The sequence below is a fragment of the Xanthomonas sp. 1678 genome (genome assembly GCF_031455575.1).
GTDB lineage: Bacteria > Pseudomonadota > Gammaproteobacteria > Xanthomonadales > Xanthomonadaceae > Xanthomonas_A.
Window position 1 is genome coordinate 157,939 of sequence record NZ_JAVDSZ010000013.1, and the last position, 15,813, is coordinate 173,751.

Below are 15,813 nucleotides of genomic sequence, written 5' to 3' on the forward strand. Positions count from 1 at the left end.
TGCGCAGTGTCAGGCAAGCGATGCCGCATGCGTCGGCATTGCCCGACGCGCGCGGCGCCTGCCGACAAAGTGGCCGATCACCAGCACCGGCAGCGCGACCAGCAGCCCTGACGAACACGCCAGCGCCGGCGCGATCAGCGCCACCAGCTGCGCCGGATGGTCGGGGTCGTATCCGCGCGCCCACCACGTCACCGCCAGCACGCCCAGGCCGCTCGCCAGCAGCAGCAAGGCCAGCGCGGTCATCTTCGGCACGCTGCGCTGCTGCGGCTGGTAGCTGTCCACCGCCAGGGCCAGCGCGACGCAGGCGGCCCACACCCCGGCGAACCAGTTCAGCGCGGGCATGAGGAAACTGACGCTGTAGCCGATCACGGTCAGCACCGCGAGCAGCAACGCGACCAGCCCATGTCCACTATTGGTGGGCACGCCGGAGTCGCCGAGCTGCCACCACGCATGAAAACCCGCGGCCAAACCAGCCGCGATGCCAACGGCGCAGCCCAGCACGATGGCCAGCAGTGGGCGACGCAGCGAGGGATACGGAGACGGGGCGATCATCGAACGTCACATGTGGGCGGAGCGGCTGCTCCGCCCGCCAGTATGCACGACGCTTGCGACCCGGGCGCTTGCGTTGAAACCCCGGCGTGCAAGCCCCCTTGGTAAGGGGGCGCGCCGAAGGCGCGGGGATCGGGAGCCACGATGCTGGGGGGCCAGAGTTTGCAGCGCAAACTCTGGGAGGCCATGCCTGCTGCGCAGGCGTGGCCGTACCCTTACTGCAGCAGCGACCGCAGCATCCACGCGTACTTCTCGTGGGTCTGCAGGCGCTGGGTCAGCATGTCCACCGACGGGTCGTCGCCGGCATCGTCGGCGGTCTTGAGCGCCTTGCGCGCGGTGCGGCACAGCGCCTCGTTGCCGACCACCAGCTGGCGCACCATCTCGCGCCAGTCGGCGCTGTCGCTCAGGCCCGGCTCTTCCGGGATCGAGGTCAGCGCGGCGAATTCCTTGTACGAGCCGGGCGCGTTGAAGCCCAGCGCGCGGATGCGCTCGGCGACGTCGTCCAGCGCCGCCCACTGCTCGGTGTACTGGGTCTCGAACATCAGGTGCAGCGAGTTGAACATCGACCCGGTCACGTTCCAGTGGAAGTTGTGGGTCTTCAGGTACAGGGTGAACGCGTCGGCCATGAACTGCGACAGGCCGTCGGCGATCTTCTTGCGGTCGCCGCCACTGATCCCGATATCGATGTTGGGCGCGGACGGCGCCAGCGCCGCCAGCGGCGTGGTGGACGCGGCCTGCTTGGCGGGGCTCTTGGTCTTGCCGGGGGTCTTGCTCTTGGCCATCAGGGGATCCTCTTGAGGGGTTGGGAACGATATGGCGTCACAATAGACAGACTAAAGCATGCGCTGTTATTCAAAGTTCAACGGCACCCGATTGATGAGCACTATCGAAAAACACCTGGCCACCCGCCTGCGCGAGCGCCGCGACGCGATCGACGGGGCGCTGACCCGCGACCGCGGCCGCCTGTTCGGCCTATGGTCGCGCTGGCAGGCCGCGCCCGGCAATCCCGCAGCGGAGGCCGCGTTCGAGCAGGCGCTGGGCCAGTCGCGGGCGCGCTGCGAGGCGCGCGCGGCGGCGCAGCCGGCGATCACCCTAGACGAGCAACTGCCGATCGCGCGCGAGGCCGAGCGCATCGTGGCGCTGATCCGCGCGCACCAGGTGGTGGTCATCGCCGGCGAGACCGGCTCGGGCAAGACCACCCAGCTGCCGAAGCTGTGCCTGGCCGCCGGCCGCGGCGCCGCCGGCATGATCGGCTGCACCCAGCCGCGGCGCATCGCCGCGCGCGCGGTGGCCGCGCGCGTGGCCGAGGAACTGCGCACGCCGGTGGGCGGGGCGGTCGGCTTCCAGGTGCGCTTCAACGACCGGGTCGGCGAGGAGACCCGGATCAAGTTCATGACCGACGGCATCCTGCTGGCCGAGATCGCCAGCGACCGCTGGCTGTCCAGCTACGACACGATCATCGTCGACGAGGCGCACGAACGCAGCCTCAACATCGACTTCCTGCTCGGCTACCTCAAGCAGCTGCTGCGCAAGCGCCCGGAGCTGAAGGTGATCGTGACCTCGGCGACGATCGACACCGCGCGCTTCGCCGAACATTTCGACGGCGCGCCGGTGATCAGCGTCGAGGGCCGCACCTTCCCGGTGGAGGTGCGCTACCGGCCGCTGGAAGAGCCGGGATTGGAGAGTGGGGATTCGGGATTGGCAGAAGCGCGAGAAGGCCAACGTTCGCCGCGAACGGCCGTTGCGGTTGCGACTCCCGACTCCCGACTCCCCAATCCCGGCCTCACAGTCAACGATGCGATCGTGGCCGCGGTGGACGAGATCACCCGGCTCGATCCGCGCGGCGACGTGCTGCTGTTCCTGCCCGGCGAGCGCGAGATCCGCGATGCGCACCAGGCGCTGGAGCGGCGCAAGTACCGCGAGACCGAGGTGCTGCCGCTGTACGCGCGGCTGTCCAACAGCGACCAGGACCGGGTGTTCAATCCGGGCCCGCGGCGGCGCCTGGTGCTGGCCACCAACGTCGCCGAGACCTCGCTGACGGTGCCGCGGATCCGCTACGTGGTCGATCCGGGCTATGCGCGGGTCAAGCGCTACAGCCCGCGGCAGAAGCTGGACCGGCTGCACATCGAGCCGATCTCGCAGGCCAGCGCCAACCAGCGCAAGGGCCGCTGCGGGCGCGTGGCCGAAGGTATCTGCTACCGGCTGTACGCCGAGGCCGATTTCCAGGCGCGGCCGGAGTTCACCGATCCGGAGATCCGCCGCTCCAGCCTGGCCGGGGTGATCCTGCGCATGCTGCAGCTGGGCCTGGGGCGGATCGAGGATTTCCCGTTCCTGGAGCCGCCGGACGAACGCGCGGTCGCCGATGGCTGGCAGCAGCTGGTGGAGCTGGGCGCGGTCGGCGAGGCCGACCGCCATGGCCTGCGCAAGCTCACCGAGATCGGCCGCAAGATGGCGCGGCTGCCGGTGGACGTGAAGCTGGCGCGGATGCTGGTGGCCGCGCAGCAGCATGGCTGCCTGCGGCCGATGCTGGTGATCGCCGCGTTCCTGGGCATCCAGGACCCGCGCGAGCGCCCGCCGGAAGCGCGCGAGGCGGCCGACAACGCGCACGCCAAGTTCGCCGATGCGCGCTCGGAATTCGTCGGCATCCTGCGCCTGTGGGACGGCTACCGGCAGGCGCACGAGGAGCTGACCCAGTCCAAGCTGCGCGACTGGTGCGGGCGCAACTTCCTCGGTTTCCTGCGCATGCGCGAGTGGCGCGAACTGCATCGCCAGCTGCACCTGCTGTGCGAGGAACTGGGCTGGAGCGAGGAGCCGGCGGCGGCCTCGCTGCTGCCGCTGCTGGCCGGCGCCGCGTCGCTGCCGCCGGCGCGCGATGCCGAGACCAATGCGCGGGCCACGCGCGGGCAGCTGCACCGTGCCGCGCGGCTGGCGCGCGAAGGGCGCAGCGAGCCGACGGCTGCGCCGGTCGAGACCAGGCCCGCGCCGCCGGCCAATGCGGCCGACGACGCGCCACGTGCGAGCGAGCGCGAACGCGCCGCCGCCTACCAGGCGCTGCATCGCGCGCTGCTCGCCGGCCTGCCGACGCAGGTCGGCCATCGCACCGAGAAGGGCGATTTCCTGGCGCCGCGGCAGCGCCGTTTCCTGCTGTTCCCCGGCTCCACGCTTGCCCGCAAGCCGCCGCCGTGGGTGCTGCCGGCCACGCTGCTGGACACGCAGAAGGTGTGGGGCCTGACCAATGCCGCGATCGAGCCGGACTGGGTCATCGCCGAGCTGCCGCACCTGCTGGCGCGCAAGCACTTCGACCCGCACTGGTCGCGCGCGCAGGGCCAGGTGCTGGCCTCCGAGCAGATCAGCCTGTTCGGGCTGGTGCTGGCGCCGAAGAAGCCGGTGCACTACGGCCGTATCGATCCGCCCGGCGCGCACGAGCTGTTCGTGCGCCAGGGCCTGGTGCCGGGCGAGGTCAACACCCGCGCCAGTTTCGTCGCCGACAACCAGAAGGTGCTGGCGCAGGCGCACGAGGAAGAAGCCAAGCTGCGCCGCGCCGGCATCGTCGCCGACGAGGACTGGCAGGCGCGCTGGTACCTGGACCGGATTCCGGGCGAGATCCACTCGGCCGCCGGCCTGGACGCGTGGTGGAAGGCGCTGCCGCCGGAGCAGCGGCGCGCGCTGCACTGGTCGCTGACCGACCTGCTGCCGGGCGAGGGCAGCGAGGCCGATCGCTATCCGAAGTACTTCGCCCTGGGCGACGCGCGGCTGGCGCTGCACTATAAATTCGAGCCCGGCGCGGCCGACGACGGCGTGACCCTGGAGGTGCCGCTGCACCTGCTCAACGCGCTGGATCCGGCGCGGCTGTCGTGGCTGGCGCCGGGTTTCGTCGCCGACAAGGCCGCGGCGCTGATCCGCAGCCTGCCCAAGGCGCTGCGGCGCAACTACGTGCCCGCTCCGGATTTCGCCCGCGCCTTCTACGAGGCGTTCCCGCAGCCCAGCGCCGATGATATCCGCGGCGAACTGGCGCGCTTCCTGCAGCGCGCCACCGGCGCGGCGCTGAGTGCGCTGGACTTCGACGAGACCACGCTGGAACCGCACCTGCGCATGAACCTGCGGCTGCGCGACGACGTCGGCAAAGTGCTGGCCGAAGCGCGCGACCTGGAGGCGCTGCGCGCGCGCTTCGGCGACCGCGCCGGGCAGGCGTTCGCGGCCCGCGCCGGACGCGAAATGGCAGCCGACGGGCTGCGCGAATTCCCGTCCGCGCCGATCCCGCTGCAGGTGCCGGGCGAAGCCGGCGTGCCGGCGTATCCGGCGCTGATCGACGAAGGCGAGGCCGCGGCGCTGCGCATCTTCGCCGACCGTGCGCAGGCCGAGGCCGAACATCCGCGTGGCGTGCGCCGGTTGCTGGAGATCGCGCTGGCCGACAAGGTCAAGCAGGCACGCAAGCAACTGCCGGTGTCGCCCAAGACCGGGCTGCTGTATGCGGCGATCGAGTCGCAGGAGCGGCTGCGCGGCGACCTGGTCGATGCGGCGTTGAATGCATTGCTCGAAGATGGCCTGGACGCGATCCGCGACCCCGGCAGCTTCGCCCAGCGCCGCGATGCCGCCGGCAAGCAGCTGTTCGGCGAGGCGATGGAGCGGCTGAAACTGGCCGAGGCGATCATGGGCGCGGCGGCGGAACTGAAGCCGCAACTGGAATCGCCGCTGATGGGCTGGGCCAGCGGCAACCTCGACGACCTGCGCGCGCAGCTGGCGGCGCTGGTGCATCCGGGCTTCCTGCGCGAGACGCCGGCGACGGCGCTGGCGCAGTTCCCGCGCTACCTGCGCGCGATGATCCTGCGCGCCGAACGCGCCAAGCGCGACCCGGCGCGCGATCAGGCGCGGATGCTGGAGCTCAAGCCCTTCGTCGACGCGCTGGCTGCCGCCGCCGCGGCCGGGCGCAGCGGCGATCCGCAATGGCAGGCGCTGCGCTGGGACCTGGAGGAATTGCGCGTGTCGTTGTTCGCGCAGGAGCTGGGCGCCAAGGCCGGGATCTCGGCGAAGAAACTGGCGCAGCGGGTGGCTCAGTTGCGGTGATTCGGGATTCGGGATTGGGGATTCGTAAAAGCGCAAAGCGCGCGATCAGACATCCGTAATCGCTTTTACGAATCCCCAATCCCCAATCCCGGCCTCTCACTCAATCATCCACCCGCTCGCCCATCAGCTCGCGCTGGCGCTTGTCCAGCTCCTCGGCGTAGCGCTTGCGCACGAAGCCTTCGGTCAGTACGCCGAGCACCTTGCCCTGTTCGTCGACCACCGCCAGTTCGTCGCTCTGGGTCAGGTCGAACTGGCGCATCGCGGTGACCACGTCGGTGTCGGCGCGCAGGGCCACGTCGCGGTTGCCGGCATAGTCGGCGATCGCCGCGTCGGCGTCGACGCCGTCGGCGTAGGCCGCGGCCAGCGTCACCAGGCCGGCGTAGTGGCCGTGTTCGTCCTCCAGTACCACGCGCGTGCCCGAGCCGAGCGGGAAGCGGCGGCGGAACTCGGCCACCGAGGTGGCGGCGGCGAGCGGGTGCACGTCCTTGCGCATCATCCGCCCGGCGCTCAGGTGCTTGACCCAGCCCACGTCGCGCGCGCTCTTGATGGTCTCGCCGCGCAGGTGCAGGCGCCAGGTCGAGAACGAATAGCCGAACACCTGGCGCACGATGGTGTTGGCCACCAGCACCGCCACCATCACCGCACTGGCCAGCACGAAATCGTGGGTGCCTTCGAGCACCAGCATCGCCATCGTCATCGGCGCGCCGACCACCGCCGCGGCCAGCGCGGCCATGCCGGCCAGCGAGGCGGCGGTGCCGTCGACCAGGGCCATGCCGCTGCCCAGGTTCAACAGGCCGGCGAACAGGCCGCCGACCAGCGAGCCCATGAACAGCGAGGCGAAGAACAGGCCGCCGCGGAAACCGAAGCCGAGCGAAATGCCCGAGGCCAGGCACTTGAGCAGCAACAGCATGCCCAGCCATTGCAGCGAGGTCGGGCTGGTCAGGTCCAGGTGCAGCGCGCCGTGCCCGGAGGAGAGTACCTGCGGGGTGATCAGCGCCAGCGGGATCAGCATCAGGCCGCCGGCCACCGGCCGCGCCCAGCGCGGCAGCGGGCTGCGGTTGACCGCCTGCTCGATCGCCGCGACCAGGCGCATCACCGCCACCGCCAGCAGCGCGCAGATCACGCCCAGCAATGCGTACAGCGCGTAGTCGCGCGCTTCCAGCGCGGACGCCGCCGAGGCCGGCAGCAGGTACGGCTGCACGCCGGCGGCCTGGGCCACGAACACCGCGCCCAGCGACGCCACCGCGACCGGCGCCAGCGCCGACGGCGAGTACGCGCCGATCACGATTTCGAACGCGTAGAACGCGCCGGCCAGCGGCGCGCCGAACGCGGCGGCGATGGCCGCGCCGGCGCCGGCGCCGACCAGGGTGCGGATGTCGGCGCGGCGCAGGCGCAGGATCCGCCCCAGGTGCGAGCCGCTGCCCGCGCCCATCTGCGTGTACGCCGCTTCCAGCCCGACCGAGGCGCCGCAGCCGTTGGACAGCAGGGTCTGCGCGGACACGATCAGGTTGTCGCGCATCGACATGCGCCCGCCGTACAGCGCGTTGGCCTCCACCGCATCGATCAGCTGGCGCTTGCGCGCGCGTGCGGCCATGCCGAGCAGGCCGACCAGCAGCCCGCCCAGCGGCAACACCAGCAACTGGCCAAGGCTCAGTTCGGGCAGCGCGCTGAGCCGGGCGTCGGCGTCCAGGCCGTACAGCCAGGCCTGCGCATGGTGCGCCAGGCCGCTCTGCAACAGGGTCAGCAGGCCGGCGACCAGGCCCACCAGCAGCGCCAGCGCGATGAACCAGACGTCGCTGGCGCGGAAGCGCCGGCGCAGCGCGTCGGCCAGGCTGTGCGAGGCGTCGGCCAGGCCCAGCCGCGGGTGCTGGCGCGCGTTCACGGCACGCGCCTTACTTGACCCGCCGGACCTTGGCCTGGGTGTTGTAGGTGTCGACCTGCATGTACCACACGCCGGCGATGCCGGGCTTGATCCGCACCTTGGGCGCGCTGCGGTGCACGCTGCTCAGGCTGGCCGATTCGGTCTGCTCCCATTCCTGGCCGTTGGCCAGCACGTAGCGGCGGCCCTTGGAGAAGCCGGTGAAGTCGCCCACCAGGGTGCTGACGATCGGTTCCTGGCTGCCGAAGTCGAAGAAGCCGCGGTTCTTCACGATCACTTCCTGGCGGCCTTCTTCCTTGGCCTTCTCCAGCGCCACCGCGGTTTCCTTGGCGACCTTGCCCTGCAGCCAATCGTTCAGCGCGGCCAGTTCCTGTGGCGACAGTTTGTCCAGGCCGGCGGCCTTGAACTCCTGCGTCGACATCTGCGTCTGCAGGTCGCCGGCGACGGTGCGTTGGGCGGCGGCGGGAGCGGCGGACACGGCGAGCGCCGCGCACAGGACCAGGGGAGTGAGGCGCGCAAGCAGCATGGCGGGATCCGGGCAGTGGGATGCGGGCTAGTGTAGTCGCAAGCCGCGCCGCCGGTGCCGGGTGGGTGGCGCGCGCCGTCATGCCGGCTTGTGCGCCATCCACGCCGCCGCCGATCACCGTTGGCGCAGGCGGCGGACAGGGTGATCCGACGCTCAGCCGGTGCTTGGCTCGGTGGCGTGCGGCCGCGCTGGGCGCCGGTACACGAATTCCGGCGCCGCGCCGGCCGCCTCGCGCTGGGCCAGCGCCTGCAGGTCGGCATGCTCCGGCGCGCGCTCGCAGACCGGGTCCAGCGTCGCCGCGTCGCCGCTCAGCGCCAGCGCCTGGCAACGGCAGCCGCCCCAGTCGATCTCGCGTTTCGGACAGCCCTGGCAGACTTCCGGCATCCACGCCGTGCCGCGGAAGCGCGCGAACGCCTCGCCGTCCTGCCAGATCGCCGCCAGCGGCCGTTCGCGCAGGTTCTCGAACACCATGTCCGGCAGGGTCTCGGCGGCGTGGCAGGGCAGCACGTCGCCGCGCGGGGAGATGTTGACGAAGCGCTGGCCCCAGCCGCCCATGCACGCCTTGGGCCGGTGCGCGTAGTAGTCGGGGGTGACGAAATCGATCGTCAGGCGGTCGCGCAGGCGCTCGCGCGCGGCGGTCACCGCGACCACGGTGGCGTCGATCTGCGCGCGGCTGGGCATCAGCGCGGCGCGGTTGCGCAGGCCCCAGCCGTAGTACTGGGTGTGCGCCACTTCCAGGCGCTCGGCGCCCAGTTCCAGCGCCAGGTCGATCATCGCCGGCACCCGTTCGGCGTTGTGGCGGTGGATCACCGCGTTGATCGTCAGCGGCAGGCCGAGCGCGGTGACCGCGGCGGCGAACGCGCGTTTCTTGGCCAGACTGTCGCGGTAACCGGCGATGAAGTCGGCGCCGGCGGCATCGGCGTCCTGCACGCTCAATTGCACGTGCTCCAGCCCGGCGTCGGCCAGTTGCGCCAGCATCGGCGCGCCGCCGGCCACGCCGGAGGTGATCAGGTTGCTGTACAGGCCCAGCGCGCGCGCATGCGCGACCAGGTCGGGCAGGTCCTTACGCAGCATCGGCTCGCCGCCGGAGAAATGGGCCTGCAGCACGCCCATCGCCGCGGCCTGGTCCAGCGCCGAACGCCAGCCGGCGGTGTCCATCTCCTCGCGCAGCGCGGCCAGCGCGATCGGGTTGGAGCAGTACGGGCAGGCCAGCGGGCAGCGGTGGGTCAGCTCCAGCAGCAGCGACAGCGGCGGCGGCACGGTCGCGTTCATGCGCGCAGCAGGCGTTTGTCGTGCAGCTGCGCGGCCAGCTCGAGCACGTCGCGTTCGACCTCGGCCGGGTCGGCGTCGAATTCCGCGGCCAGTTCGGCCGCGATCGTCGCGAGGCTGCGTACGCCATCGCAGCGCGACACGATCGCATGCGCGATCTCGTCCAGTTCGATCACCCGTTCCGGCGCCAGCAGCACCCACTGCGCGCGGGCGCGGTCGTGCTGCAGGCGCACGCCCGGCGGCAGCCGCGGGCAGCTGGCCGGCGCCAGCGTGCTCATGCCACCGCCTGCGCCGGCGCGGCGGCGAACGCCTCCGGCCAGGCCACGGCGGGTTGCACGTAGGCGAAATGCAGCGCGTCCAGCTGCGACCACAGCACGCCGCACTTGAAGCGCAGCGCGTCCTGCACCAGTTGCTGCTTCTCGATCGTGTCGGCGTGGCGCTTGACGTAGTCCAGGGCGAAGTCCGAGTCGCGCGGCGCCTCGTGCAGGCGGTGCTCGAAATACGCCAGCGCCTCGCGCGAGACGAAATCGTAGTGCTGCAGCATGCCGGCGACGCGGCGGCCGATGATGCCCGGCGCGAACAGTTCGGTCAGCGACGAGGCGATCGCCTCCAGCAGGCTCTTCTCGCGCACGAAGTGCAGGTAGGCCTGCACCGCGAAGCGGGTGCCGGGCAGCAGGGCGCGGCCGGACTGCACCAGTTCGCGGTCCAGGCCCAGCGCGTCGGTCAGGTGCAGCCAGCGCGCGATGCCGCCTTCGCCGTCGGCGCTGCCGTCGTGGTCGACGATGCGCTGGCGCCAGATCCGGCGCAGCGCCGGATCGTCCATCCGCGCCAGGATCGCCGCGTCCTTCAGCGGGATGCAGCGCTGGTATTCGTAGCGGTTCAGCGCCCAGGCCTGGACCTGGCCGCGGTCGAGTCGGCCGCTGTGCAGCAGCGCGTGGAACGGGTGCTGATCGTGGTACAGGCGCGCGCCGATCGCGCGCAGTTCCGCTTCCAGCTGGTCGGGGCTGAGCAAAGCGCTCACGGGCGGATGCTCACAGGTGGATGGCTCACAGCGCGATATCCATGCCGTCGTGGGCGACGTCCCAGCCGTGCGCGGCCACCGCTGCGCGTTCGGCCGAGCCGGCGTCGAGGATCGGGTTGGTGGTGTTGATGTGGATGAAGACCTTGCGCGCTACGTCCAGGTCGGCGAACGCGCGCAGGGTGCCGGCCTCGCCGTCGATGCTGAGATGGCCCATGCGCTGGCCGGTCTTGGCGCTGACCCCGAGCTGCACCAGTTCGTCGTCGCGCCACAGGGTGCCGTCGAAGAACACCAGTTCGGCGCCGCGCAGGCGCGCGCGCAACGCGTCGGTCATCGCCGCGCAGCCGGGGATGTAGTGCAGGCGATGGCGGCCGTCGTCGATGGTCAGGCCCAGGGTTTCCTCGTCGGAGCCGGCCAGGTCGCCGCTGTGGCGGCTCTCCATGAACAACGGCACCTTGCCGGGCACCGCAAACGGGGTCACCTGCAGGCCGAGCAGCGACAGCGGCGTGTCCAGGGCGAAGGCATGGCGTTGCACGTAGGCCGGATGCAGCGCGTCGAAGATCGGATTCTGCGCCAGCAGGTCGAGCACGCGGCCGCTGGCATGCAGGTCGAAGCGCTGGCTCTCGCGCATCGACAGCAGGCCGGCGATATGGTCGATCTCGCCGCTGGTCAGCAGCACGGCCTCGATCGGGGAATGGCGCAGGTCGCGTTGCGGCCAGAGCGCGGGGGTGGCCAGCAGCTGCTGGCGGAAATCGGGGGAGGCGTTGATCAACAGCCAGCGCTGGTTGTCGGCGCTGACCGCGATGCTGGCCTGGGTGCGACGTTGGGCACCCGCAAGCTGTTGCCATGCCCGCAGGCTCGCGGGCGTATGGCAGTTCCATTGCGGGTGCCCTCCGCCGGCCGCCGATCCCAATACGATGAGGTGCATCCGGTCTCCGTCTACGGCGCCTGGCCGGTCACATCGTCTCGGGAAAGGAGCTAACGCGCGATCAAAGCTCGCCGGAGGCGTAGCAGTTGATCTCCGCGCCGACGCAGATCTCGCGGATCACTGGCTTGTTCCACTGCTTCATGGGCATTCCTCTTCAGAGTGGGACGACAGGGCGACGACGGCGGCATCCGCCTGCGGCGGGGCGACGGCGTCGACTTCGAGAATAGGCCTGCCCCTCGCCATGGATGTGAAAATTCCGGTAAGGCAGGCCAAGTCGCAAGCGCATCACACTGAGCTTGCGGTGCGTATGCGCAACGGACGCCACGGCGGCCGGCAGCGCCGCGCGCAATTGTGGGAAAGCGCGCAAGCGCGCTAGTGTAGGCGGCACTGTTTCGCCGCGAATGCCCGTCCTTGAACCACTCTTCCCATCCCGGCCTGGAGGCGCTGCTGCAGCGTCCGGCGGCGGCTGTCCTGGCGCCCGCGCTGCGCGAGGCGCTGCTGCAGGCCTGGCACGCGCAGCCGGAGCAGGCCGCACGCGCGCCGTGGCCGGTGCTGGCCGACACCCTGGACGCGCTGGCGCTGCTGTCCGCCGACGAGGCGGCGCTGCTGGCCGCGTTGTTGTTCGATCTGCCCGGGTTGCGTGCGCACCTGGCGCAGTTGCCGGTGGCGCCGCCGGCGCGGGCGCAGGCGGTGGCCGGCCTGCTCGACGGGCAGGATGCGGCCGACCAGGTGTGGGCGCTGCATGCCGGGCGCGAGGCCGGGCGCAACAGCGAGGGCCTGCGCCGGCTGCTGCTGTCGATCGTGCAGGACCTGCGCGTGGTGCCGATCCTGCTGGCGCGGCAGCTGGCGAAGATGCGCGAGGCCGACAAGCTGCCCGAGGCGCAGCGCCGCGCGCTGGCGCAGCTGACCCGCGACATCCACGCGCCGTTGGCCAACCGGCTGGGCATCTGGCAGCTGAAATGGGAACTGGAAGACCTGGCGTTCCGCCACCTGGAGCCGGACACCTACCGGCGCATCGCGCGCGAGGTGGACGAAAGCCGGGTGGCGCGCGAGCGCTACATCGAGGCGGTCAAGAAGCTCCTGTCCAAGGCGCTGGGCGAGCAGGGCCTGCGCGCGGAGATCAGCGGCCGGCCCAAGCACATCTACAGCATCTGGCGGAAGATGCAGAAGAAGCGGCTGGCCTTCGACCAGCTGTACGACCTGCGCGCGGTGCGGGTGATGGTCGACGACGTCGCCGCCTGCTACGCCGCGCTGGGCGTGGTGCACGCGTTGTGGGCGCCGGTGCCCAGCGAGTTCGACGACTACATCGCCCGGCCCAAGGCCAACGACTACCGCTCGCTGCACACCGCCGTGGTCGGCCCGGAAGGGCGCACGATCGAGGTGCAGATCCGCACCCACGACATGCATGCGCAGGCCGAGCTGGGCGTGGCTGCGCACTGGAAGTACAAGGAAGGCGGCAAGGGCGCGGAGAAGGCCTTCGACCGCAAGATCACCTGGATGCGGCAGCTGCTGGAGCAGTCGCAGGACAGCGAGCAGGGCGGGCTGGCCGGTGCGCTGGATGCCGAGCTGGTCGAGGACCGGGTCTATGCGCTGACCCCGATGGGCGAGGTGATCGACCTGCCGCAGGGCGCCACGCCGCTGGATTTCGCCTACCACGTGCACACCATGGTCGGGCATCGCTGCCGCGGCGCCAAGGTCAACAACCGCATCGTGCCGCTGACCCACAAGCTGCGCAGCGGCGATCGCGTGGAGATCCTCACCGGCAAGGAGGCCGAGCCGCGCCGCGACTGGCTGCTGCCGGCCAACGGCTACCTGGCCAGCGGCCGCTCGCGCGACAAGGTGCGCGCCTGGTTCCACAAGCTCGACCGCGCGCGCAACGTGCAGGCCGGCAAGGACCTGCTCGAGCGCGAACTCAAGCGCCTGGGCCTGCAGCACGCCGACCTGCTGCCGGCGGCGAAGAAATTCCATGCCGACGGCATCGAAGAGCTGTACATCCAGGTCGCGCTGGGCGACGTCGGCCCCAGCCAGGTCGGCCGCGCCCTGCACGAGGCCGAGCGCGCCGCGGCGCAGCCGGCCGCGCCGGCGCTGCCGCGACCGACCGCACGCCGCAGCGGGCTGGCCAAGTCCAAGTTCACCGTGCAGGGCGTGGGCAACCTGCTGGTGCAGTTGGCGCGCTGCTGCCAGCCGGTGGCCGGCGAACCGATCGCCGGCTACCTGACCCGCACCCGTGGCGTCACCGTCCATCGTGTCGATTGCGCCGCCTTCGCCCGGCTCGCCGCCGGCAGCCCGCAGCGGGTGCTGCCGGTGGAGTGGGGCCAGGCCGGCGGCGGCTACGAGGTCGACGTGCTGGTGCGGGCGATGGACCGACGCTGGCTGCTTAAGGACATCACCAACCTGATCGCGCAGGAGGACGCCCACGTGCTGGAGATCAACAGCGACAACGTGCGCGACAGCGGCCGCGCGCAGCTGCGCCTGCGGCTGAAGGTGGGCGACTACGGCCAGTTGTCGACCCTGCTCGGCAAGCTCGACGCGCTGCCCGGCGTGGACGAGGCACGGCGCCTGGGCTGAGGGCGGGGCGGCGGCAGCGAGCAGGGCGACTGCCTGGCGCAGGATCCGCGATGCCGTGTTGGTGCGGAGGACTCGCCGCAACAGGCCTTCGTCATGCGCGCGCGTTAAGCTTGCGCGGTGAGCAAGCCGCCAGATCAGATCAAGGACGAACGCCGGCGCACGCAGCGACGGGTGCCGCTGTGGCGCGATCGCCGTGTCTGGCGTTGGGCGCTGGCGGCGTTGCTGCTGGTGGCGATGACCCTGGTGGTGTTCCGCCGCCCGCTGGCCGATCTGCTGTGGCCGGAGACACGCATCCAGCAGCTGCTCGACCAGGGCCATGCCGCGTTGCGTGCCGGCCGCCTCAGCGCGGCCGACGGCAGCGGCGCGCGCGAGCGGTTCGAGGCCGCGCTGGCGCTGGATGGCGACCGCCTGCAGGCGCGTGCGGGGCTGGCCGCGACCGGCCGCGCCGCGCTCGGCCAGGCGCGTGCGGCACTGGCGGCGGGACGCTATGCGCAGGTGCGTTCGGCGCTGGCGCTGGCGCGCGCGTTGCAGGTGCCGCGCGCCGAGGCCGACCGCATCGAGGCCGCGCTGCGCCAGCGCGAGGCCGCGCATGCCGGACTCGACCAACTGCTGCAACGCGCGGCGCAGGCGCGCGGCGAGGGTCGCCTGGACGGCGCGCCCGATGCGGCGCTGCCGCTGTACCGGCAGGTGCTGGAGTTCGCGCCGGAACGCACCGAAGCGCTGGAAGGTCGCGAGGATGCGTTGTCGGAGCTGCTGCAACGGGCGCAGGCGGCGCTGGCGCGTGGTGACGTGCCGGCGGCCGCGACGCTGGTCGCCAGCGCGCGCGACTACGACCCCGGGCATGTCGACCTGCCGGCGGCGCAGGCGGCGCTGAACCGGGCACTGGAAGCGCTGCAGCGCGAGGCCGAACTGGCCTTGCGCCGGCAGCGCCTGGACGCGGCGGCGCGCGCCTTCGCCAAGCTGCGCGCCGCCGCGCCGGACGCTGCCGGCGTGGGCGACGGCGAGGAACGCGTGGCCGCCGCATACGCGGCGCAGGCCATGCGTGCCGCCGCCGATTTCCGTTTTGCCGAGGCCGAGCGCGCCTTGCAGAAGGGACAGGCGTTGGCGCCCGACAGCCGCGCGCTCGCCGATGCGCGGCAGGCGTCGGCGCGCGCACGGCAGAGCCAGGCCACGCTGCAGTCGCGGCTCTCGCCGGCCGAGCGCGCACGCCGCCTGCAGGTCTTGCTGGCGGCGTTGCAGGCGGCCGAAGCGCGCGGCGACTGGCTGACCCCGCCCGGCGCCAGCGCCTACGACACGCTGCTGGCGGCGCAGGTGCTGGCGCCGCGCGATGCGCGCGTGCGCAGCGCCGAGCAGCGCGTGCTGGCGGCGCTGCGGCAATGCTTCGACGACGAACTGCGCGGCAACCGGGTGCTGGCGGCGAGCGCGTGCTACGACGCGTGGCGGGCGCTGGCGCCGGGCGGCAACGGCGTGGCCGCGGCACGTCGACGGCTGGCGCAGCGCTGGCTCGCGGTCGGCGACGAACGTTTGAGCGCTGGCGACGCCGAGTTCGCGCGCGAGGCGCTGCGCCGCGCGCGCGCGATCGATCCGGGTACGCCGGAGCTGGCGGCATTCGCACAGCGCTTGCGGAGTTTGTCGCCTGGGCGCTGAGCATCTTTGCGCAGAGAATCCGATTGCTGCAGGAGGGATGTTGGACCCTTGGGATCGTTCCGATGGTTGGCGAAGCGCACCATTCCGCCGCTGTTTCGCCCCGGGCGATGGTGCGAGACCGCCCGGAACCGCTTCTGCTGGCTGCTGGTACGTTGCAGGCTCCAGTCAGGGCAGTGGCCGATGCCGTGGCAGTTCCGAACTTCGCTCGTCGCGACTGAAGTCGCTCCCATAAGAGGGGCTCGCGGCCAGCGTGCTGGGTGCACTGTAGGAGGGGCTCAAGTCAGGGCAGTGGCCGACGCCGTGGCAGTTCCGAACTTCGCTCGTCGCGACTGAAGTCGCTCCCACAAGAGGCTCGCGGCCAGCGT

The 15,813-nt window shown here is 71.6% G+C and carries 12 protein-coding genes; 3 read left to right on the forward strand and 9 right to left on the reverse strand.

From position 1 onward, the window contains the following. Positions 1–9: 9 nt before the first annotated feature. Positions 10–552 carry a hypothetical protein gene (locus J2Y70_RS19665; RefSeq protein WP_309921434.1) on the reverse strand — a complete coding sequence of 181 codons (543 nt, stop codon included), beginning with the start codon at positions 550–552 and terminating at the stop codon, positions 10–12. 212 nt (positions 553–764) lie between these two features. Next, positions 765–1,331 carry a Dps family protein gene (locus J2Y70_RS19670; RefSeq protein WP_309921437.1) on the reverse strand — a complete coding sequence of 189 codons (567 nt, stop codon included), beginning with the start codon at positions 1,329–1,331 and terminating at the stop codon, positions 765–767. A 94-nt stretch (positions 1,332–1,425) separates the two neighbouring features. Between J2Y70_RS19670 and hrpA the strand changes: the two genes are divergently transcribed. Beyond that, entirely contained in the window at positions 1,426–5,613 is a 4,188-nt protein-coding gene (gene hrpA, locus J2Y70_RS19675) for an ATP-dependent RNA helicase HrpA (protein WP_309921440.1), read from the forward strand. Positions 5,614–5,713: 100 nt separating this feature from the next. Here hrpA and J2Y70_RS19680 read toward each other — a convergent pair whose 3' ends face one another. From J2Y70_RS19680 to pqqA, 7 genes are all read right to left on the reverse strand, one after another. Further along, the gene (locus tag J2Y70_RS19680) at positions 5,714–7,495 is read right to left on the reverse strand and encodes a chloride channel protein (RefSeq protein WP_309921444.1); all 1,782 of its coding nucleotides are present in this window, start codon (positions 7,493–7,495) and stop codon (positions 5,714–5,716) included. A gap of 10 nt (positions 7,496–7,505) precedes the next feature. Continuing rightward, positions 7,506–8,018 (reverse strand): hypothetical protein, encoded by a 513-nt coding sequence (locus J2Y70_RS19685; RefSeq protein WP_309921447.1) that lies wholly within the window; start codon positions 8,016–8,018, stop codon positions 7,506–7,508. A 153-nt stretch (positions 8,019–8,171) separates the two neighbouring features. After that, complete coding sequence (pqqE, locus tag J2Y70_RS19690) at positions 8,172–9,290, reverse strand: pyrroloquinoline quinone biosynthesis protein PqqE (RefSeq protein WP_309921449.1); 1,119 nt, start codon at positions 9,288–9,290, stop codon at positions 8,172–8,174. Continuing rightward, positions 9,287–9,565 (reverse strand): pyrroloquinoline quinone biosynthesis peptide chaperone PqqD, encoded by a 279-nt coding sequence (gene pqqD / locus J2Y70_RS19695; RefSeq protein WP_309921452.1) that lies wholly within the window; start codon positions 9,563–9,565, stop codon positions 9,287–9,289. Before pqqD ends, pqqE begins: the two co-directional genes overlap by 4 nt. After that, positions 9,562–10,308, reverse strand: a complete 747-nt coding sequence (gene pqqC, locus J2Y70_RS19700; RefSeq protein WP_309921455.1) for a pyrroloquinoline-quinone synthase PqqC — start codon at positions 10,306–10,308, stop codon at positions 9,562–9,564. The genes pqqD and pqqC overlap by 4 nt, the downstream gene beginning before the upstream one ends. Before the next feature lie 25 nt (positions 10,309–10,333). Next, positions 10,334–11,233 (reverse strand): pyrroloquinoline quinone biosynthesis protein PqqB, encoded by a 900-nt coding sequence (gene pqqB / locus J2Y70_RS19705; RefSeq protein ID WP_309921458.1) that lies wholly within the window; start codon positions 11,231–11,233, stop codon positions 10,334–10,336. 61 nt (positions 11,234–11,294) lie between these two features. After that, entirely contained in the window at positions 11,295–11,381 is an 87-nt protein-coding gene (pqqA, locus tag J2Y70_RS19710; protein WP_309921490.1) for a pyrroloquinoline quinone precursor peptide PqqA, read from the reverse strand. 263 nt (positions 11,382–11,644) lie between these two features. On the opposite strand from pqqA, the gene J2Y70_RS19715 reads away from it, so the two are divergent. Both J2Y70_RS19715 and J2Y70_RS19720 read left to right on the forward strand, forming a co-directional pair. Continuing rightward, entirely contained in the window at positions 11,645–13,801 is a 2,157-nt protein-coding gene (locus tag J2Y70_RS19715; RefSeq protein WP_309921462.1) for a bifunctional (p)ppGpp synthetase/guanosine-3',5'-bis(diphosphate) 3'-pyrophosphohydrolase, read from the forward strand. A 234-nt stretch (positions 13,802–14,035) separates the two neighbouring features. Then, entirely contained in the window at positions 14,036–15,448 is a 1,413-nt protein-coding gene (locus J2Y70_RS19720) for a hypothetical protein (protein WP_309921493.1), read from the forward strand. Positions 15,449–15,813 lie beyond the last annotated feature (365 nt).

What these genes read in the sequence shown, in the direction of transcription:
- J2Y70_RS19665 (WP_309921434.1), bottom strand. Translation starts at nt 552, where the DNA reads ATGATCGCCCCGTCTCCGTATCCCTCGCTGCGTCGCCCACTGCTGGCC.
- J2Y70_RS19670 (WP_309921437.1), bottom strand. Translation starts at nt 1,331, where the DNA reads ATGGCCAAGAGCAAGACCCCCGGCAAGACCAAGAGCCCCGCCAAGCAG.
- hrpA (WP_309921440.1), top strand. Translation starts at nt 1,426, where the DNA reads ATGAGCACTATCGAAAAACACCTGGCCACCCGCCTGCGCGAGCGCCGC.
- J2Y70_RS19685 (WP_309921447.1), bottom strand. Translation starts at nt 8,018, where the DNA reads ATGCTGCTTGCGCGCCTCACTCCCCTGGTCCTGTGCGCGGCGCTCGCC.
- pqqE (WP_309921449.1), bottom strand. Translation starts at nt 9,290, where the DNA reads ATGAACGCGACCGTGCCGCCGCCGCTGTCGCTGCTGCTGGAGCTGACC.
- pqqD (WP_309921452.1), bottom strand. Translation starts at nt 9,565, where the DNA reads ATGAGCACGCTGGCGCCGGCCAGCTGCCCGCGGCTGCCGCCGGGCGTG.
- pqqB (WP_309921458.1), bottom strand. Translation starts at nt 11,233, where the DNA reads ATGCACCTCATCGTATTGGGATCGGCGGCCGGCGGAGGGCACCCGCAA.
- pqqA (WP_309921490.1), bottom strand. Translation starts at nt 11,381, where the DNA reads ATGCCCATGAAGCAGTGGAACAAGCCAGTGATCCGCGAGATCTGCGTC.
- J2Y70_RS19720 (WP_309921493.1), top strand. Translation starts at nt 14,036, where the DNA reads ATGACCCTGGTGGTGTTCCGCCGCCCGCTGGCCGATCTGCTGTGGCCG.